Here is an 18,834-nt window from a genome sequence, read left to right on the forward strand (position 1 = left end):
TGCCTGCTGCAGTCACCGGGCCGCATCGCCGCCGACACCAAACTCGACCTCACCGCGAATCCGCTCGGGTTCCTCGCGCGCGCCGCGCATCTGTGGACGCCGAACGCACCGATGGGGCAGGTGCAGAACCAGGCCTACGGGTACTTCTTCCCCCACGGGGCGTTCTTCGCCCTGGGTGACCTTCTCGCCGTTCCGCCGTGGATCGTGCAACGCCTCTGGTGGGCGGTGCTGCTCACCGTCGGCTTCGTCGGCATCGTCCGCCTCGCCGAGATGCTGCGGCTGGGCTCGCCCGCCTCGCGGATCATCGCCGCCACCGTCTTCGTGCTCAGCCCGCGGGTCCTGACCACCCTCGGCTCGATCTCGTCGGAGACGCTGCCGATGATGCTCGCCCCGTGGGTGCTGATCCCGGTGGTGCGGGCACTCGACACGCGGGCCGAGAACGCTGCCCCGCTGTGGCGGGAGGCCGCGCGTGCGTCGGCGGCGGTCGCGCTGATGGGCGCGGTCAACGCCGTCGCCACACTGGCAGCGCTCGGCGTCGCCGCCCTGTGGTGGCTGCTGCACAGTCCGCGCGACCGACGCTGGTGGCGGTTCGGCGCCTGGACCGCCGCCGGCCTGACCCTGGCGTGCGCGTGGTGGCTCGTCCCGCTGCTGATCCTGTCGCGCGTGAGTCCGCCGTTCCTGGACTACATCGAGTCGTCCCGGGTCACCACGCAGTGGACCTCGCTCACCGAGGTGCTGCGCGGGGCGAGTTCGTGGACGCCGTTCGTGTCGCCGGAGCGCGTCGCCGGGGCGGTGCTCGTCACCCAGCCCGCCGCGGTGCTGGCGACCGGGACCATCGCGGCTGCCGGGCTCGCCGGATTGTGCATGCGGCACATGCCGTTCCGCGGCCGTCTCGTCGCGATCCTGGGCGTGGGCCTCGTCCTGATGTGCGTCGGCTACGCGGGTGAACTCGGGTCGCCGGTCGCCGAGCAGGTACGCGTCTTCCTCGACGGCTCCGGCGCCCCGCTGCGCAACATCCACAAGTTCGAGCCGCTGCTCCGCATCCCGCTGGTCCTCGGTGTCGCACATCTCCTGGCGCGGGTTCCGCTGCCGGGGAGTGCGAGTCGCCGGGAGACGCTCTCCGCCTTCGCCCAGCCCCAGCGGTCGCGACCGGTCGCCGCGACCATCGTCCTGCTCGTCGCCGTGATCGGCGCCGGGTCGTTGATGTGGACCGGTCAGCTCGCGCCGGACGGTACGTACCAGGCGATTCCACGCCACTGGCAGCAGACCGCCGACTGGCTGACCGAGCACAGCGAACGCGACGACGGCGCCCCGCCCGCCCGCGCGCTGGTCGTCCCCGGCGCCCCGTTCGCCGACCAGCTCTGGGGGCTCACCCGCGACGAACCGCTGCAACCCCTGTCCGACACCCCGCGGGCGGTCCGCGACGCGATCCCGCTCACCCCGCCGGGCGCGATCCGCGCCCTCGACTCCGTACAACGGGAGATCGCCGCGGGCCGTGGCTCCCCCGGTCTCGCCGCCACCCTCGCCGGGCAGGGCATCGGATTCGTCGTCCTCCGAGCCGATCTCGACCCCGACACCTCGCGGTCGGCCCGCCCGCTGCTCGCGCAACAGGCACTCGACGAGTCGCCCGGGCTCCGTCGCGTCGCCGAGTTCGGTCCACCGATCGGGCCACCCAGCGTCCGAGGAGTGGTGCGCGACAACGGACTACGGCCGCCGATGCCCGCGGTGCAGATCTACGCCGTCGGCGAACCGGGCGCGACGACCGGCACCGGTCCGCGACTCGTCGACACCACCGGGCTCCCCCGCATTGCCGGCGGGCCCGAGGCGATCGCCGAACTGGCCGACGTCCGCGCACGCCAGGGACTTCCCCCGCTCGGACCCGTCGTGCTCGACGCCGACGCCCGCCGCGCCGGGATCGTCGACGGCCCGTTGATCGTGACCGACACACCCGCTGACCGGGAGACCGACTTCGGCCGCGTCGACGACCACAGTTCGGCGATCAGGTCGCCGTCGGACCCGCGTCGGACACAGAACGCCGTCGCCGACTACCCCGTCGACGGCCAACCACTGGTCCACGGGGAATGGTTGTTGGACAACGAGAGCGGCGAAGTCGAGGTGTCGACGTCGGGATCGGCGGCGGACGCGGTCCAGCCCGGGCAGACCTCGCCGGCCAACTCGGCGGCCGCGGCCTTCGACGGCAACCCGCAGAGCGCCTGGGTGAGCGGCGGATTGGAGACCGCGGTCGGACGATGGATGCGCATCGGTTTCACGACGCCGCGCACCGATCTCGCGGTGACCCTGACGACCGCGAAGGCGCTCGGACCTGACGTCACGAGTGCGCTGATCACCACCGAGGCGGGCAGCACGGTGGTCTCCGGTCTCGCTCCCGGCGAACCGGTCACCGTGACCGCCCCCAGCGGCCCCACCGGTTGGCTCCAGATCCGCGCGCTCCGCACCGACGACGGCACGGCGGGAAACCAATTCGCGCTCGGCGAGGTGACGGTCTCCGATCTGCGGACCGCGACGCCGTTGCGGATCCGCCACCGCGTGGTCCTGCCCGAACTCGAGGCCGGCACCGACGTGGCCCAGTGGGTGCTGTACCAGGAGCTGTCCGGGCGGGCGTCGTGCGTCTCCGACCCCGAGCGGCAGATGACCAGGTGCGCACCGGGTCTCGCACTCTCGCCGGAGACGTCGGCGGTGTTCGGGCGCGCACTCTCGGTGCCGTCGGATGTCACCGTCTCCCCCACCGCGATCCTGCGACCCCGACCCGGCGATGCTCTGGACCGGCTGCTCGCCGAAGACGACCGGGTCACGGCGCGTGGGCCCCGCCCGGTGACCGATCCTCGCGGCGGGCCCGCGGCCGCCGTCGACGGCGACCCCGGAACCTCCTGGACCGCACCGGAGATCCCGGACGAACGGCCATCCCCGGCGCGCGACGCTCGAACAGATGACGACGCAGCAGCCGACGAGAACACTCCCACCCTGGTCTTGGACCTCCCGCGCGAACAGCGGGTCGAGTCGCTGACGATCGCCGCCCCGCGGGGGTATCCCGCGGCGCCCACCGAGGTCGCCGTCGACCTCGGGACCGGTGAACAGATCCGCGAGGTGGACGAGAAGGGCATGGTGCGACTCGATCCCGCGGTTACCGACCGCATCGAGATCACCATCCGCGCACAGTCCGACCTCATCGACGTCAACAGCCTCGGATTCGCCAGTCCCGCACCACCGGGAATCGCCGAGGTCCAGGTGTTCCCGTCGCCGGCGACCGGTACGGACGCCGACCGGATCGTCGAGATCGGTTGCGACGCCGGGATCGGTCTGACCGCCGCGGGTCAGGTCGTCCGGATGTCCGTGCGCGCCACCGCGTCCGAGCTGCGCAGCGGACGGCCGGTGGTCGGGCGCCCGTGCGGCGACGGCCGGCTCGTGCTGCCCGCCGGCCAGCAGGAGGTGTCGGTCAATCCCGGCGACGCCTTCACCGTCGACGCCGTCTCGCTGGTGAACGGTGATCCGGTCTCGGCGCCCGCGTCGACGTCCCCCGAGGTGACCGAGTGGTCGCCGGTGCGGCGCGTGGTGACGGTCGACGCCGGTGCGCAACGACTGCTCGTCGTGCCCGAGAGCACCAACCCGGGGTGGCAGGCGCACCTCGACGGCACGCAGCTACGGCCGGTCGTCGTCGACGGGTGGCAACAGGGGTGGGTCGTCCCCGCCGGTGCAGGCGGAACCATCGAACTCACCTTCCGATTCGACTCGCTGTACCGGTGGGCGCTGGTGATCGGGCTCGCGCTGATGGCGCTGCTGCTCGTCGCCGCGTGGTGGCCGTCGGCGCGTCGCACCCGGGCCGGTGAACCCGTCGTGGTTCCGTCCGGGCGCAGCAACGTGCTCGCCGCGGGGGGTGCGGTGTTCGCCGCGGCGTGGCTGGTGTCCGGCTGGTGGGGACTCGCGGCCGCCGTCGTGGTCGGCACCCTCGCCGCAGCGGTACCGCAGAAGACCGGCGTCACAATCACATTCGTGGCGATGATGACCGCGACCATCGGGCTGGCGGCCGGCCCCTGGCACGCCTCGGGCGGGTACCACGGGTCGCAGTGGTGGGTTCAGCTACCGGCGCTGGTGGCGGTGTCGATGACGGCCTGGCTGGTGTTCTTCTCGGCCGTCGACGACGGTCCGTCGTCCGACGAGGCCGGCGAGGACGACGAGGCGGCCGGGACCTGGCGCACGCGATTACGACGACGGCTCTCGCGAGTGCGCAACCAGTTCCGCGTCGGCTCCTCGATGAAGGCGTAACTCGCCGCGGCGATGCCGATCGACAGGCCGAGGGTGATCACCAGCACCAAGAGGGTGTTGCCACTGAACGGCACGATGCCGAACAGCGGGAAGACCACCGCAAGGATCGCGACGTGCCAGATGAAGATCCCGTACGACCACCTGCCGAGGGCCAGCATCACCCGTGAGGTGAGGATGCGGAACGGCCCGTCGTTGCAGACGAGCGGGGCGAGCAGCGCATATCCGCAGAGCGCGCCGAGAACCATCTTGGTGGCGAACTCGATCTCGGTGACCGCGCCGAGACCGGTCGGGCCGGCGATCCTGGTGCATGCCAGCGCGTAGGCGACGACGAGGACGCCCAGCATGAGCGGGCGGTTCGCGCTGAGGCGGATCGTTCCCGCCATCCAGCGGCCCGTCCCCGACGTCCCGGATGCAGAACCCGATTCCGGTTCACGTTCGAGGACTCCGGCGATCTCGGCCAGGACCAGACCCGCGACGAACCACGGGAGGTGGCCGAACACCCAGTTCTTGGTCTCCACGCCGTCGGCCACGGGCAGCGAGGTGCCGACCCAGGCCCAGCCGAGGCTCAGCGCACCGAGGAGGACGATCGCCGGCACCCGCGCCCGCAGACGGCTCCCGCGCAGCCGCAGGAGAGCGAAGCCGATGAGCGGCAGCAGTGCGTAGAAGGCGATCTCGACCGAGAGGCTCCACATCTGGGTCAGACCGGCGGTCAGTGTCAGCGGCACGAAGACCTGCGTGAGCGTGAGGTTCGCCAGCCAGACCTGCGCATCCGCTCCCTGCGCCTCGGGGAGCAGCAGGATCACCAGCGTCACCACGACCACATAGGCCGGCCAGATCCGGACGACGCGATGGCGGAAGTACCGCGGCACCGACGGATGACCGGTCCCGCGATGCGCGGCGTCGACCCACGGTCGCCAGAGCAGAAAGCCGGAGAGCGCGAAGAACAAGGCGACCGCGAGGTCGAGACGACCGAGGACCGGTCCCAGCACGGGGATCTCGACCGCGCGGGTCTGGAAGGCCACGTGCGTGACCAGGACCCCGATCGCGGCGATGGCCCGCATGCCCTCGAGCTGCGGATAGAACCGCCGGGCGGAACCCGTTGCGGGTTCGGCGGTGGCGGGGCTGGTGGGGCCGGGGTCGGTGCTGGTCATGCTGCTGACAGGGTAGCCGGGAGGCGTTGCGTACCCTCGCCACCATGTCCTCGCCGTCCTCCTCGTCGCACCCGGAGCCCCATCGCTGGTCGACGGCGGACCTCGCGGGACCGACGCTGATCTTCGTCGGCGCGTTCCTGCTCGCGGTGACGATCGCGCTGCCCACCCTGCTCGTCGGCGGGTTCCGCACGATCCCGCTGAGCACCGACTTCACCACCGTCGCCACGGCCGACGACGCGACGATCTTCGACCGGTGCTCGCTGGAGACCCGGAGCGCCCGTACCGTCGGCGCCGACCTCGTCCGGCAGCAGCGCGTCGTGGCGGTGCAGCCGTCCGACGAACACCGGGTGACGCTGCAGGCCGGTACGTCGATCCAGGCCGAGAAGCTGCGCATCGACGATCGCGAGGTCGACCCCGGTGATCCGCGCCCCGGTGTCGATGCCGATGACCCGTCACAACCGTGCAACGAGGCGACCGTGAATGCCATCAAGGATCGGGTCACGCTGGACCGGAAGAACGCGCTGCCCCGACTCGCCGCCCGCGGGGCGTCGGAGATCCAGTACGACAGCGGTCAGGCCGCGGTGCTCGTCCCGGACCGTAGCGGCGTCACCTATCTGCTGCCCTTCGACACGGCGATCGCCGACCGCGAGTTCTTCGACCCGATCACCCGCACCACCGTGCCGTTGGTCCACGACGGTGACACCGAGGTGCAGGGTCGCGACGTCGCACGGTTCCGCGCCGAGGTCCCCGACACCGACCTCGCCCGCGAAGCGCTGGGTCGACCGGTCGGCACGAATGTCTCGATCACGCGTCCGGCGTCGTGGTTCGGGTTCGGCGGCTCGAGCCGGCCGTTGACCGCGAGCCTCCATCACCGGAGTTCGTGGGATCTCGCCGTCGACACCCGGACCGGCACCATTGTCGACGCCACGATCACCGTCGACGAGGCGTACCGCTTCCCCGACGGCATCCCCGGCGTCCCGGCCGACTTCGAATTGCCGCATCTGCGCGCGACTTTCGGCTACGACGACGACACGCAGGCCCGGATGACGGACCTGTCCGACGATCTCGCGTCCCCGATCCTGATCTGGGGCCGGCTCGTACCCATCGGCACCGGGGTCCTCGGGGTCGTGGCTCTGCTGGCCGGGTTGATACTCACCAATCCGGCCTGGCTGCCCGCCCGGTTCCGGCGCCGAAGCGGCGCGGAAACCGTTGGCGAGCAACCGGAGTGACGGGGACCGCCGTCAGGACGTCGACTCGACGGCGAGCCTGCCGAGGGTGTCGTTCAGCTGGTGCTCGGTGACGAGCGGGAACTTGACCTTCTCGAGCAGGTTCTTGTCGGTGACCTTCGACCAGTCGTAGGTGTGGCGCACCAGCGTTTCGTTCGGACCCTGGGACTCCAGCTCCCACAGCCATTCCCACCCGGGCGGCTCGGTGCCGGCGGGGGCGGTCTGCCATGCCAGCAGCTTGTCCTTGGCGTAACCGGTGACATGGTTGTCGGTCTTGTAGTCGCCGCCCATGTGGTCGCCCGACATGTTCATCGTGAACACGTCACCGACCTGCTGGATGCGATCGGCGTGGTCCACGCCGCGGATGAAACCCGAACCGTCGAGCGCCTGATGCCGTTCGGGATTGGAGAGGACGTCGAACACCGCGTCGACGGGCGCCTCGATCGTGCGTTGGACAGTGACCTGTGTGCTCTCGTTGTCGCTCATGACACAACACTGCCGAAACTTCGGGCACTCGGCAACGTCCGACCTCAACTCAGCGCGCGACCGCCCACGTCCCCAGCGCGGCGATCGTGGCGGCCACGGCCGCGGTGCCCGCGACCCCTACCACCGAGCCGGTGAGGGTGACGATGACCAGCACCTCGGCGCCCACGACCAGCCAGGTGCCGAGTGCCACGCGCGTCCGGTCGCGCGCGATCGCCGACAGTAAAACGACCTGCAGGACTGCGAGCGCGGCGCCGATGTAGGCGAAGAGCCACAGGATCGGCACCAAGGCGTCGTAGCCGTCCCCGAAGACGAACGGGACGACCGGGCCCGCCGCGCCCGCCAGCACGGTCAGGACGACCCCGATCCCGGCGACCACCGTCACCGCCTGACGCAACGAGGCCGACGACCGTGCTGGGTCGGCGAGACGCGGATAGAAGACGACGCCGATCGCCTGCGGGAGCCAGAAGGCCACCTTCGTCGCGATCGCGCCGAGGGCGTACACACCGACCTCCTCGGCGTCGAGGACCCGGGGCGAGAGCAGCAGGTCGATCGACGACGCGACGATCAACACCAACTGGACCTGCGACGCGCGGACCACGCTGAGCACCCCGGCGGCTCCCGACGGCGTCCGCCCCGGCCGTCCGGACCGTGACATCGACCAGACCACGAGCCAGACGACGGCCGCCGACGCGGCGGCACCCAGCGTCCCGGCCAGCAGCCCACCGGCCGGTCCGGCGCCGGCGGCGAATGCCCCGATGATCGGCATCGATCGTGCGACTCCGACGACGGCCAGCACCCAGGACAGCGCCCGGAACTCGCCGCGTCCCTGCAGAATGCCCTGACCTGCGGCGATGAGCGCCAGCAGCGGCGCCGAGGCGAGTGCTGCGGCCGTCGTAGCGACGTCGGTGCGCAGCAGCAGCCCGACCAGCGGGGTGGCGACGACGGTGAGTACGACGACCCAGCACGTCGTCACCACACCCAGCGCGCGGAGCCGTCCCTCGTCACCGCCGAGCACGACCTCCCGGGCGATGACGTTCTGCAGCGCCATCGCCGGCACGCCCAGCACGAGCATCGCCGACAGCAGCACCGCGAACTCGCCGTATTCGCTGACGTCGAGGAAGTGCGCACTCGCGACGAGGTGCACCACGTACATGCAGACGTTGGCCACCATCGACCCGATCGCCACCGACCCGACGGCGCCGACCGTGCCCGTCGTCCGACGCGTCTGCTGCATGGACCAAGTGTGCCGATCGCACCGCGGCGGTCTCGCGCGGGGCGGGCACGAGGTAAGCGAGCCGGGTTTTGCACGGGCAGTCGGGCATAGGCAACGATGGGAAGGCTGTTGCCGAGCGCGGGTCCCCCGATCGCGCGTGTCCACCGGACCGAGAGACCGTGATGTACGACGACAACCCCACCTACGACGCCGAGTCGACCGACATCGGTTCGCGCATCGACCCGGTGCTGGCCCGGAGCTGGCTGCTGGTCAACGGCTCCCACTACGCCAAGTTCGAGCCGGCCTCGCGTTCGCGCGCCGACATCGTCGTGCTGGACATCGAGGACGCGGTGGCTCCCAAGGACAAGGTCTCCGCGCGCGACAACGTCGTCCGCTGGCTCGGGCCGAAGGACGGCACCGCCGGTCCCGGCGCCGGAGACTGGGTTCGCGTGAACGGATTCGGCACACCGTGGTGGGCCGATGATCTCGAGGCGCTGTCGCAGACCGCCGTCGGCGGGGTGATGCTGGCGATGGTCGAGTCCGTCGACCACGTCACCGAGACCGCCAAGCGACTGCCCGGCCTGCCGATCGTCGCGCTCGTGGAGACCGCGCGCGGACTGGAACGCATCAGTGAGATCGCAGCCACCAAGGGCACGTTCCGTCTCGCGTTCGGTATCGGGGATTTCCGCCGCGACACCGGCTTCGGCGAGAACCCGCAGACCCTGGCCTATGCCCGTTCGCGTTTCACGATCGCCGCGAAGGCCGCCCACCTGCCCAGCGCCATCGACGGCCCGACGGTCGGTTCCAGCGCGCTCAAGCTCAGTGAGGCGACCGCGGTCAGTGCCGAGTTCGGCATGACCGGCAAGATCTGCCTCACCCCGGGCCAGTGCGCGCAGGTCAACGAAGGACTGTCCCCCTCTCAGGACGAGATCACCTGGGCGCGCGAGTTCTTCGCCGAGTTCGAGCGCGACGGCGGCGAGATCCGCAACGGCTCCGACCTGCCGCGGATCGCGCGGGCGACCAAGATCCTCGACCTGGCGCGGTCGTACGGCATCACCGAGTCCGACTACGACGACGACCCGGTGCACGCCCCCGCACCATCGGACACCCACCACTTCTGATCGGCTCGCCGCGGTGACTCCCCGACGACTGTTGCCGGTTCTGTACGGCACCGGTGTCGCTGCGGCCGCGGTGATCCTGGCGCCGCTGCTGCCCGGCCTGATCGGGGCCGGCGACCGGTACCTGCTGTACCGCGATGCGGTGTCCACGCCGCGCACCCATGTCACGGACACCACGCTCGGGATCGGTGACCTGCCGCCCCGCGCCGTGCCGCAGGACTGGTTCCTCGCGATGGTGAGCACCGTCATCGACGGCGGGATCGTCGTGCTGGCGGTCCTCGCCGCCTCCCTGGTGTGCGCGGGCGTCGGGTACGGACGTCTGGCAGCTCGCCTGGTCCCGGGCGCCGGGCGCACCGGCGCCGCGGCGGCAACGCTCGTCGCGGTGTGGAATCCGTTTGTCGCCGAACGTCTTCTCCAGGGCCACTGGAGCCTGCTGGCGGGTTATGCGGCACTGGGGTGGATTCTCGTCGCGGTTCTGGATCTGCGGGAGCACGCCCGGCTGATTGAGCCGGCACCGAGCGAAGCGAGGAGCCGAGTCACTCCGCTGGTTGAGCCGGCACCGAGCGAAGCGAGGAGCCGAGTCGAAGCCACCCGGCGACCGGACCCCCGAGCAAGCACCGTCCAACTTCTTCAACTGGGCGGACTGTTCGCGGTCGCAGGCTTGACCCCCACCGGTTCTGTCCTCGCCGTAATCACTCTGGCGACGGCGCTCGTGGCCCGTCCGATCGGTCTGCGACCCACGATGGCCGTCGTTGCGCTCTGGCTCCTCAGCACGCTGCCCTGGTTGCTGACGTCGGTGATCACCGACGCCCCGACCACATCGGCGGCCGCCGGGGTGGAGGCATTCGGTCTGCGGTCCGAGCCGTGGCTCGGACCCGTGGGTACGGCTCTGTCACTGGGCGGGATCTGGAACGCCGATGCGGTGCCGGCGAGCCGGACCATCGGGTGGGCCGCGGTGGCCACCCTCGGCCTGCTCCTCGTCGTCGCGGTCGGCGCCGGTCACCTGTGGCGGCGTCGCGCGGAGTCGGACCCGCTGGTGCGCGCCATCGCCATCCTCGCGGCGGTGACCGCGTTCTTGTTGGTGCTGAGCACTTTCGGACCGGTCCGCACCGGCCTGGGGTTCGTCGTCGAGCACGTCGGTGGCGGCGGACTCCTGCGCGATACGCAGAAGTTCGCCGCACTTCTCGTCCCGGCGGTCGCGGTGTGTGTGGCAGCGGCCGTGGCAGCGGCGAGGCGCCGGGTCCCGTCTGGTTTCGCGTACGCCGCGGTCGCACTGCTCGCGGTCGCGCCGCTCCCCGACCTGGCGTGGGGGGTCGGCGGTGCGGTGCGCACGGTCGACTATCCCGACGAGTGGCGGCAGGTCGCCGAGATCGTGCCGCCGGACCGGGGTTCGGTGGCCCTGTGGCCTCCCGGCACGGTGCGTGAGTACCCCTTCGCGCGCGATCCGTCGCTCGATCCCGCCGCACGGATGCTGCGGGCGCCGGTCGTCGAATCCGGTGAACTCCGCGTCGACGGCGTCGTGATCGACCCGGCGGGCCGGCACGCCGCCGCGGTGACCCGGGTGCTGGAGTCCGGCGGGTCGCCGACCGCTCTCGCCGAGCTCGGCGTCGGCTGGGTGCTGGTCGAGAACGGTTCTCCGCCTATCCAACTCGCGGACGCCGGACGCCTCGTCTTCGACGGGCCGGATCTGAGGCTGTATCAGGTGGGCGACGTCGTGGATCGGTCCGCCGACGCCACCGACCGTGCGATCGCCCTCGGCGCGCACCTCGTATGGGCCGCGCTGCTCATCACCGGACTCGTCGGTCTCGGCGTCCGTGTGATCAGCGGCGCGAGTCGGACAGCACGGCGTCGAACGTCGCCATGAACCCGTCGCAGGTCGCCGACCACGAGTAGCGGCTGGCCGTGGTCTGCGCATTCCGGCCGAGTCGATGCGCCTCGTCCGGATTGTCGATGAGTTTCCTCGTTGCGCTGGCCAGTTCGTCGACACCGTCGACGAGGAGCCCGGTGCGACCGTCGTCGATGGAGTCGGCGAGTCCGGCGGCACTGCGGTAACCGATCGTCGGGACACCGTGCTGGGCGGCTTCGACGACCGCGAGGCCCCATCCCTCCTTGCGCGACGGCATGAGGTGGACCCGGGCCAGGGCGAGCAGTTCGTGCTTGCGGCGCTCGTCGACGTGGCCGTGGAAGGTGACCGCGTCGGTCACCGCGAGTTCGGCTGCTGCACGGTGCAATTCGTCCGACCACCAGCCACCGCCGATGACATCGAGACGGGCGTCGACACCGTCGCGACGCAGCCGGGCGAGTACGGTCAACGCGTCCTCGACCTGCTTGTGGGGCACCAGCCGCGACAGTACGCAGAGTCGTACCGGCACACCGGGAGTCGACGCCCCGGTGCGCGCGGGCGCCTCGATACCTTGAGGTACCGGATCGATCCCGTTGCGCACGACCGCGATCCGCCCGGCATCGACCCCCAGCGCGACGAGTTCGGACTTCGACGGCATCGAGACCGTGACGTATCGGTTGCGCCGATGGACGCGCGGCGAGACCCGCGACTCGAGGAACCACCCGATGTGGCCGAGCAGACGGCCGGCGACCGGCCACTGCTCGCGATGACAGTGATGGACGAGGACGACCGTCGGAGCCGGTGAGACGAGCGCCGAGAAGAACGGGACACCGTTCTGGGTGTCCACGACGACGTCGGGGCGGCACCCCGACAGCGGGCCGAACCCGAGCCGGCCCGCGACGATGGTTGCGAGCATGAGCGGATACACGCTGATCCGTCCGCCGGCGCGGAAGAACCGCATGCCGTCCCGGTGCTCGTGGCGCAGCGACCCCGGGTACGCGGACGTGAGGAAAGTGACGTTCGCGCCGCGTCGGGCCAGTTCGGCGCCCACCCGTTCCAGGTAGGTCTCGCTGCCGCCGCCCTGAGGGTGGCGGGTGTCCCGCCAGCACAGGAGCAGGATGTTCGACGGTGCGCGCATGGTGTCCGTCAGCCTACCGATCAGGCCGTGAGCACCGGAATCCGCCGCGCGAGCGGCCCGGCGAGGAACCTCTCGCCGAGACACCCCACTAGAGTGACCCGACGATGACGACTTCACTTCCCGGGGCGCGCGGATGGCCCGGCTCGCCACCCTGCGACGCGCCGCGGGACTGCTGAACGACTTCCGTTACGAACAATCCGATCCCGCGCGCTTCTACGGCGCGCTCGCCGGCGACACCGCGGACATGGTCGAGGCGTTCGTCCCCGACATGGGCGGATCGGTGGTCCTCGACGTGGGCGGCGGTCCCGGATACTTCGCCGACGCCTTCCGGGCCCGCGGCGCGCACTACGTCTCCGTCGAACCCGATCCCGCCGAGATGCACGCCGGTGGGCTCGAGCATCGCGGATCGGTCCGCGGCTCCGGCCAGGCCCTGCCTTTCGCCGACGGATGCGTCGACGTCTGCCTGTCGTCGAACGTCGTCGAGCACACCCCGACGCCGTGGGAGATGGCCGACGAGATGCTGCGGGTGACGCGTCCCGGCGGCGTCGTCATCATCAGCTACACACTGTGGTGGGGACCGTTCGGTGGTCACGAGATGGGCCTGACGCACTATCTCGGCGGCCATCGGGCGGCCCGGCTGTACACCCGACGCCACGGTCATCCACCCAAGAACCTTTACGGCACATCGCTGTTCGCGGTCTCCGCCGCCGACGGGCTGCGCTGGGCCCGATCCGCGACCGGAACCGGGCGCGCCGACCTCGTCGCCGCATTCCCCCGCTACATCCCGCGCTGGATGTGGTGGGTCATGCGCGTGCCGGTGCTCCGGGACGTCCTCGGCACCAACCTCGTGCTCGTCCTGCGTCGACGCTGACGTGCTCGGAGTCCGGTTGCGTCTGGCTGAGCCCACTGCTGGTTGAGCCGGGACTGAGCGAAGCGAAGCCCCGAGTCGAAGCCACCTCCGCACCCAGCGGCCTGAACTACTCGGCGGCGAGGTCCGCGGTGCAGTTGAGGGTGCCGCCCTGACTGGTCGCGGCGGCCAGCTGTTCACCGTCGGCGAGGATGGCGCACGACACCGGTCCGCGGATCACGATGGCCGACATGCTCGCGCGGGTTCCCTCGAGCTGCACCCGCTGGGACCACGGCGAGCCGATCGCCGGGATCACCGTCGGCGATCCCTGGCCGCGGGTGAACGTCAGCGCGACGACGTCCCCGTTGCCGGTCAGCTGGTAGGTGATGGTCCCGGAGCGCTGCGTCGTCGTCGTGGTCGACGTCGTCTCCTCGGTGGTCGGGGTGCTCGACGAGGTCGTCTCGCTCGTCGTCGCCGGCTCGCTCGACTCGGTGGTCGACGATGACGCCGCGCTGGTGGAGTCGCCGTCGCCAGAGCGGGTGACCAGCACGACGACGAGACCCAGGACCACGAGCGCGATCAGGGCGACCAGCGCCAGCCCGATGGTCCGGCCCTTCGACCCGGAACCGCGGGGCGGTTCACCACCGGCCGGCGCGTCGTAGGGCGAGGCACCGTAAGGCGACCCGCCGGTGTACTGGGGGTCGCCATACTGGGGTTCGGTGTAGGGACCCGGATACGGCTGTCCGGGCTGCTGCGGTTCGGTGTACGGACCCGGATAGGGCTGACCGGCCTGGTGCGGTTCCGTGTAGGGACCCGGATACGGCTGCCCGGGCTGCTGCTCGGTGTAGGCCTGCGACGGCGGTGCCGACGGGTCGAAGTCCGGATCGAACTGACGGGTCTCCGGCGGGTCGTTCCGCGGATCGTTGGGATCGCCCTCTGGTGGTCGGGTCATGCGGACGATTCTGTCATCCCGGACCGGTCCCGGACCCGACCACCACGAACCTGCGTCAGATGTCGGCGATCGCTTCGAGCGGTCCGGTGCGCGCCGCGCGGACGGCCGGCCACAACGCGGCCAACACACCGACCACCGCCGACGCGATCAGCGTGATCGCGATGAGCGACCACGGGATCACCGGCGCGCCCAGGCCCCACTCGGCGAGCGTGCGGACCAACGCGACGCCGATGACGGTCCCGAGGAGCACACCCAGCACTGCGCCGAAGATCGAGATCAGCACCGATTCGAGGTAGATCGAGCGGCGCACCTGGGCTCGGATCATGCCGATCGCGCGCAACATCCCGATCTCGCGTTTGCGTTCGACCACCGACAGCGCGAGCGTGTTGATGATGCCGAGCACCGCGATCAGCAGTGCCAGCCCGAGCATCGCGTACAGCGTGCCGAGCATCTGATCGATCTGCGACGAGATCTGGCCCTTGAACTGATCCCGGTCCTGGATCTGCACCGTCAGGTAGTCCGACGTCGCATTCTCCAGATCGGTGCGCAGGGTCTCGAGGTCGGTGCCCGGCGCGGCGTTCACGAAGAGCGTGACATTGACCCGCGCGAAGGGCGGGACCAGTTTCTCGTAGACGTCCGGACCCACGACCCACGGTTGGAGCGCTTCGTTGTCCGCGTAGACGCCGGCGATCGGGACCTGGACCTGCTCCCCGGTCGCGGAGGTGAACGTGACCACGTCGCCGCGCTTCCAGCCGTTGGACTTACCGGTCCGCTCGCTGATCAGCATCCCGTCGGCGGGCAGATCCGACGACGCGCCGTCCTGCATGTCCATCACGGTCACGCTGTTCAGCGGGCCGCCGAGCGCCGAGAACCCGGTCTCCGACTTGTCGTCGACCTTGGCCTGGACGATGCCGAACGACACCACCTCGGCGACGCCGGGCACCCCGTCGATCGCGCCGGTCACCGCGGGCGGCAGCGGCGACTGGTTGGTGCCGGCCACGATGTAGTCGGCCGTGATGCCGGCGTCGACGGCGTCGTCGACCGTGCCCTTGAACGACTGTCCGAGGGTGCCGATGATCGCGACCAGCATCAGCCCGAGGGTGAGCGCGAACGCCGTCGCGGCCGAGCGCCGCGGGTTGCGGACCGCGTTGGTCCGGGCGAGGCGCCCGATCATGCCGAAGGGCGCACCGATGACCCGGCCGAGCACGCTGACGAACGGACGCGCGATCGCCGGGCCGATGAGGACGGCCGACAGGACCGCGCCCGCGGCGCCGGCACCCACCGTGATCGCCGGGCCGGCACCTTCACCCATCGCGCCGACCACGATCGCGACGATCGACGCGACACCGATGACCGCGCCGATGGTCGTGCGGTTGCGCAACGAGGCCGACCCCTCGGCGGCCGATGCGCGCATGGCCTCCACGGGCGGCACCCGGGCGGCTCGCGCCGCCGGCACCCAGGCACTGACCATCGTCACCACGACGCCGACCAGGATGCCGGCGAGGATGGCATCCGGACCGATCGCCAGCTCACCGTCCGGCAGGCCCGACGTCGCACTGGTGATGGCCTTCAAGGCGGCCGCCAGCCCGATGCCGATGGCGAGACCGAGCGCGCCGCCGAGGACGCCGACGACGAAGGCCTCGAACAGCACCGAGCGCGAGACCTGGCGCTGGCTCGCGCCGACCGCCCTGAGCAACGCGAACTCCCGGTTCCGTTGCGCGACGATCATCGAGAAGGTGTTGTAGATGATGAACGTGCCGACGACCAGACCGATCGCGGCGAACGCCAGCAGGATGTACTGGAAGATCTGCAGGAACTCGTTGACCTGCGCCTTCTGGTCCTCGCGGACCTGGTCGCCGGTGCGGACGTCGTAGAGATCGGCGTCGGCGCCGAGCGCGGAGATGATCCGTTCCTGCAACTGTTCCGGGGTGACCCCGGCGACGGCCGACATGTCGACGACGCCGACGTGCTCACCGTCGGTGAACAGGCGGGCCGACGTCGCGGCGTCGAACTGGGCGTTCACGTAACCACCCGTCGAGCTGGGCGCGTCGACGAGGCCGACGACGGTGACCTCGAGCGGCTCCGAGTTGCCCTGCCCGACGACGATCTTCGTCTTCGACCCGACCTTCAGCCCCGCGGCCTCGGCCGCCGAGGTGTTCAAGACGATCTCACCGGCGTTCTCCGGCCCACGTCCACCCGGCAGAATCCGCGACTCGTCCGGGTCCAGCGCCTCCGCCGGCGGGATGTAGGTGCTGCCCACGCTCGGGGCGCCACCGGTCTGGATGGCCTTGCCGTCGGAGTCGGCGACCGTGACCAGGCCGTTGTTGTTGACGACGAGTTTGTCGATACCGAACTGGGCACGCTGGTCGCGGAGCTGGTCCACGATCGTGTTCGGCACACCCGGCGACTGCCGGTCGGCCGGGGTCACCTCGACCGCGACACCCTGCGCCGCACTGTCGAAGATGTCGTTGAAGGCCTTCGAGATGGACCCGGTGAACACGATCGACCCGGCCACGAACGAGGTGCCGAGGACGATCGAGAAGAGGGTGAGAAACAGCCGGAGCTTGTGTGCGCGCAGGTTCCGTAGCGAGACCCGGCGCATCACCGTCGAGGACGCCACGGCTCAGAGCGCTTCGGCGGTGTCGGGCGCAGGTACGTTGTCGAGGTTCTTCATGACCTCGAAGACGTCGTCGGCCGACGGCCGGGAGAGCTCCTGCACGATCTGGCCGTCGGCCAGGAACACCACTCGATCGGCGTACGACGCCGCGCGCGGATCGTGGGTCACGATGACGACGGTCTGCTTGAACTCGTCGGTCGCCGCCCGCAGGATCGACAGCACCTCGCCCGAGGAGCGGGAGTCCAGGTTGCCCGTCGGCTCGTCGCCGAAGATGATCGACGGCTTGCCGATCAGCGCACGGGCACAGGCCACGCGCTGCTGCTGACCACCGGACAGTTCACTCGGCAGATGTCCGAGCCGGTCGGTGATCCCGAGCCGGGCCACCACGGCGTCGAACCAACCGGTGTCGACGGTGCGGCCGGCGATGTCGACCGGCAGTGTGATGTTCTCCTTGGCCGTCAGCGTCGGCACGAGGTTGAACGCCTGGAACACGAAGCCGATGCGGTCGCGACGCAGCATCGTCATCGCCTTGTCCGACAAAGCGGTGAGATCGGTGTCGCCGATGAACACCTTGCCGTCGCTCGCGACGTCGAGACCGGCGAGGCAGTGCATCAGGGTGGACTTACCCGACCCCGACGGCCCCATGATGGCGGTGAACTCGCCCTCCCGGAACGAGATGGAGACGTTCTTCAGGGCCTCGACGGCGGTGTCGCCGACGCCGTACCGCTTGGAAAGGTTGTCTGCCCCGGCAGCAACCGCGTGCTTCGGCGTCCCAAAATCATCGCCACCGTCGTCTCGAGCGGCCACATCAGTCGTCGTCATGCCCTCAACGGTGCCAAATCCTGCGCCGGTTGGCCATCAGGTAACACCCTGACCCCACCCTGACGGCAGTGACGTTGGGCACTGCTGCGGCCTCTACTTCGGGATCTGGACCTCGAACGAGTGGAGGCGGTTGGGCGATCCGACGTTGTCCGACACCACGAGAAGGGTGCGGGTGCGGGTCTTCGCGAACGGGTTGTCGGGATGCCAGTTACCCCAGGCGAGTCCCGACATGTTGCCGGTGAGCAGGTGCGGCGTCGCGGTGGTCGAGAAGATCCGACGCTTGGTCATCGCCTTCTCGCGTCCGCTGAGCTTCTTCTTGTTCGTCACCGAGGTGGCGCCCCGGGTCGTCGTCCAGAAGATGTTCGACAGCTTGCCCGGGCCACGTTCGAGCACGAGGAAGTCCGTCGAGTTGATGGCCAGCACATCGGCGGCCACCTTGTTGGCGTCGGTGCGATAGACGAACTCGCGATTGGTCTTGCCGAAGGTCAACAGACGAGCCGATCGTGCGGCGTCCTGTCGGAGTCCGCCGGCGGTCAGGACGCTGACCTGACCCTGGGGTCCGACGGCCACGCCGGTGAGTCCGCGCTGGCCCGCCAGACCCGACTTCGACGACGGGCGCCACACCGACGGGAGCGGCAGGTCGCGGAGGACCTGTCCGATGGGCCCGATCTGCCGGACGAACTGGTTGTTGCCGCCGCTGACGACGGTGTAACCGCCCGCGGACTGACGGATGCCCTCGAACTGGGCCTGTCCGGGCAGCAACGGGAGGAACCACGGGCCGAGGACCGTGCCGCCGCCGTTGATCCGCGGCTGCCCGGTGAAGGACGCGGTGACGGAGGTGTACCCGATCGACGCCGTGAAGAAGCGAGCCGGGAGCACGTCCTCGGCGATCATCACGTAGTTGCCGTTACCGGTCCGATCGATGCCGGAGATCCGGTTGACGGTGGGAAGCCCGTTCCCGATCGTCGTCGAATCCGTGAAGAACGCCGTGACCCCGGCCCCGGAAGACGGTGTCGCCGAAGCCGGTTGGACCGCGACCGACGACGCCAGTCCCAGCGCGCAGGCAGCGGCGACCGAGGCGCCCCACAGACGTAGTTTCATGAGGGGCACGATACCTCAACCGTCACTTCAGACCCATCC

Annotated in this window: 12 protein-coding genes and 1 pseudogene; 5 read left to right on the forward strand and 8 right to left on the reverse strand. The window is 70.3% G+C overall.

Annotation, left to right across the window (positions count from 1 at the left end; translation table 11 throughout):
• Positions 1-3 precede the first annotated feature (3 nt).
• A pseudogene (locus MVF96_RS24730) lies at positions 4-3,249 on the forward strand (DUF3367 domain-containing protein); the annotation flags it as partial.
• An 842-nt stretch (positions 3,250-4,091) separates the two neighbouring features.
• Here the strand turns inward: MVF96_RS24730 and MVF96_RS21780 are convergent.
• Positions 4,092-5,432: an acyltransferase family protein gene (locus MVF96_RS21780; protein WP_083207320.1), complete on the reverse strand. Its 1,341-nt coding sequence runs from the start codon at positions 5,430-5,432 to the stop codon at positions 4,092-4,094.
• A gap of 44 nt (positions 5,433-5,476) precedes the next feature.
• Here MVF96_RS21780 and pgfA point away from each other — a divergent pair, with 44 nt between their 5' ends.
• Positions 5,477-6,661 (forward strand): cell envelope lipid trafficking protein PgfA, encoded by a 1,185-nt coding sequence (gene pgfA, locus MVF96_RS21785; RefSeq protein ID WP_065630346.1) that lies wholly within the window; start codon positions 5,477-5,479, stop codon positions 6,659-6,661.
• A 12-nt stretch (positions 6,662-6,673) separates the two neighbouring features.
• Here the strand turns inward: pgfA and MVF96_RS21790 are convergent, their stop codons facing one another.
• Together MVF96_RS21790 and MVF96_RS21795 are read right to left on the reverse strand one after the other, a co-directional pair.
• A complete protein-coding gene (locus tag MVF96_RS21790) occupies positions 6,674-7,144 on the reverse strand; it encodes an SRPBCC family protein (protein WP_247450462.1) in 471 nt (156 codons plus the stop codon).
• Positions 7,145-7,193: 49 nt separating this feature from the next.
• Positions 7,194-8,378 (reverse strand): polysaccharide biosynthesis protein, encoded by a 1,185-nt coding sequence (locus MVF96_RS21795; RefSeq protein ID WP_065630344.1) that lies wholly within the window; start codon positions 8,376-8,378, stop codon positions 7,194-7,196.
• 161 nt (positions 8,379-8,539) lie between these two features.
• Here MVF96_RS21795 and MVF96_RS21800 point away from each other — a divergent pair, with 161 nt between their 5' ends.
• Together MVF96_RS21800 and MVF96_RS21805 are read left to right on the forward strand one after the other, a co-directional pair.
• The gene (locus MVF96_RS21800) at positions 8,540-9,478 is read left to right on the forward strand and encodes an HpcH/HpaI aldolase/citrate lyase family protein (protein ID WP_058252230.1); all 939 of its coding nucleotides are present in this window, start codon (positions 8,540-8,542) and stop codon (positions 9,476-9,478) included.
• Between the two features lie 13 nt (positions 9,479-9,491).
• Positions 9,492-11,339, forward strand: a complete 1,848-nt coding sequence (locus MVF96_RS21805; protein ID WP_247450463.1) for an MmpA family trehalose lipid delivery protein — start codon at positions 9,492-9,494, stop codon at positions 11,337-11,339.
• Here MVF96_RS21805 and MVF96_RS21810 read toward each other — a convergent pair.
• A complete protein-coding gene (locus tag MVF96_RS21810; protein ID WP_247450464.1) occupies positions 11,296-12,456 on the reverse strand; it encodes a glycosyltransferase family 4 protein in 1,161 nt (386 codons plus the stop codon). The two genes, MVF96_RS21805 and MVF96_RS21810, sit on opposite strands and share 44 nt — an antisense overlap.
• 133 nt (positions 12,457-12,589) lie before the next feature.
• On the opposite strand from MVF96_RS21810, the gene MVF96_RS21815 reads away from it, so the two are divergent.
• The gene (locus tag MVF96_RS21815) at positions 12,590-13,327 is read left to right on the forward strand and encodes a class I SAM-dependent methyltransferase (RefSeq protein ID WP_247450466.1); all 738 of its coding nucleotides are present in this window, start codon (positions 12,590-12,592) and stop codon (positions 13,325-13,327) included.
• A 106-nt stretch (positions 13,328-13,433) separates the two neighbouring features.
• Here MVF96_RS21815 and MVF96_RS21820 read toward each other — a convergent pair whose 3' ends face one another.
• The 4 genes from MVF96_RS21820 to MVF96_RS21835 form a co-directional block, all read right to left on the reverse strand.
• Positions 13,434-14,255, reverse strand: coding sequence for a hypothetical protein (locus tag MVF96_RS21820; protein ID WP_247450467.1), 822 nt, complete (start codon positions 14,253-14,255; stop codon positions 13,434-13,436).
• 55 nt (positions 14,256-14,310) lie between these two features.
• Positions 14,311-16,857 (reverse strand): ABC transporter permease, encoded by a 2,547-nt coding sequence (locus MVF96_RS21825; protein WP_247452156.1) that lies wholly within the window; start codon positions 16,855-16,857, stop codon positions 14,311-14,313.
• A 21-nt stretch (positions 16,858-16,878) separates the two neighbouring features.
• The gene (locus MVF96_RS21830; RefSeq protein ID WP_247450469.1) at positions 16,879-17,694 is read right to left on the reverse strand and encodes an ABC transporter ATP-binding protein; all 816 of its coding nucleotides are present in this window, start codon (positions 17,692-17,694) and stop codon (positions 16,879-16,881) included.
• A gap of 93 nt (positions 17,695-17,787) precedes the next feature.
• Positions 17,788-18,795 (reverse strand): esterase-like activity of phytase family protein, encoded by a 1,008-nt coding sequence (locus MVF96_RS21835; protein WP_226511772.1) that lies wholly within the window; start codon positions 18,793-18,795, stop codon positions 17,788-17,790.
• Positions 18,796-18,834 lie beyond the last annotated feature (39 nt).

The sequence above is a fragment of the Gordonia hongkongensis genome (assembly GCF_023078355.1).
Lineage (GTDB): Bacteria > Actinomycetota > Actinomycetes > Mycobacteriales > Mycobacteriaceae > Gordonia > Gordonia hongkongensis.

What these genes read in the sequence shown, in the direction of transcription:
- MVF96_RS21810 (WP_247450464.1), bottom strand. Translation starts at nt 12,456, where the DNA reads ATGCGCGCACCGTCGAACATCCTGCTCCTGTGCTGGCGGGACACCCGC.
- MVF96_RS21820 (WP_247450467.1), bottom strand. Translation starts at nt 14,255, where the DNA reads ATGACCCGACCACCAGAGGGCGATCCCAACGATCCGCGGAACGACCCG.
- MVF96_RS21830 (WP_247450469.1), bottom strand. Translation starts at nt 17,694, where the DNA reads ATGACGACGACTGATGTGGCCGCTCGAGACGACGGTGGCGATGATTTT.
- MVF96_RS21790 (WP_247450462.1), bottom strand. Translation starts at nt 7,144, where the DNA reads ATGAGCGACAACGAGAGCACACAGGTCACTGTCCAACGCACGATCGAG.
- MVF96_RS21800 (WP_058252230.1), top strand. Translation starts at nt 8,540, where the DNA reads ATGTACGACGACAACCCCACCTACGACGCCGAGTCGACCGACATCGGT.
- MVF96_RS21825 (WP_247452156.1), bottom strand. Translation starts at nt 16,857, where the DNA reads ATGCGCCGGGTCTCGCTACGGAACCTGCGCGCACACAAGCTCCGGCTG.
- MVF96_RS21835 (WP_226511772.1), bottom strand. Translation starts at nt 18,795, where the DNA reads ATGAAACTACGTCTGTGGGGCGCCTCGGTCGCCGCTGCCTGCGCGCTG.
- pgfA (WP_065630346.1), top strand. Translation starts at nt 5,477, where the DNA reads ATGTCCTCGCCGTCCTCCTCGTCGCACCCGGAGCCCCATCGCTGGTCG.
- MVF96_RS21780 (WP_083207320.1), bottom strand. Translation starts at nt 5,432, where the DNA reads ATGACCAGCACCGACCCCGGCCCCACCAGCCCCGCCACCGCCGAACCC.
- MVF96_RS21815 (WP_247450466.1), top strand. Translation starts at nt 12,590, where the DNA reads ATGGCCCGGCTCGCCACCCTGCGACGCGCCGCGGGACTGCTGAACGAC.
- MVF96_RS21795 (WP_065630344.1), bottom strand. Translation starts at nt 8,378, where the DNA reads ATGCAGCAGACGCGTCGGACGACGGGCACGGTCGGCGCCGTCGGGTCG.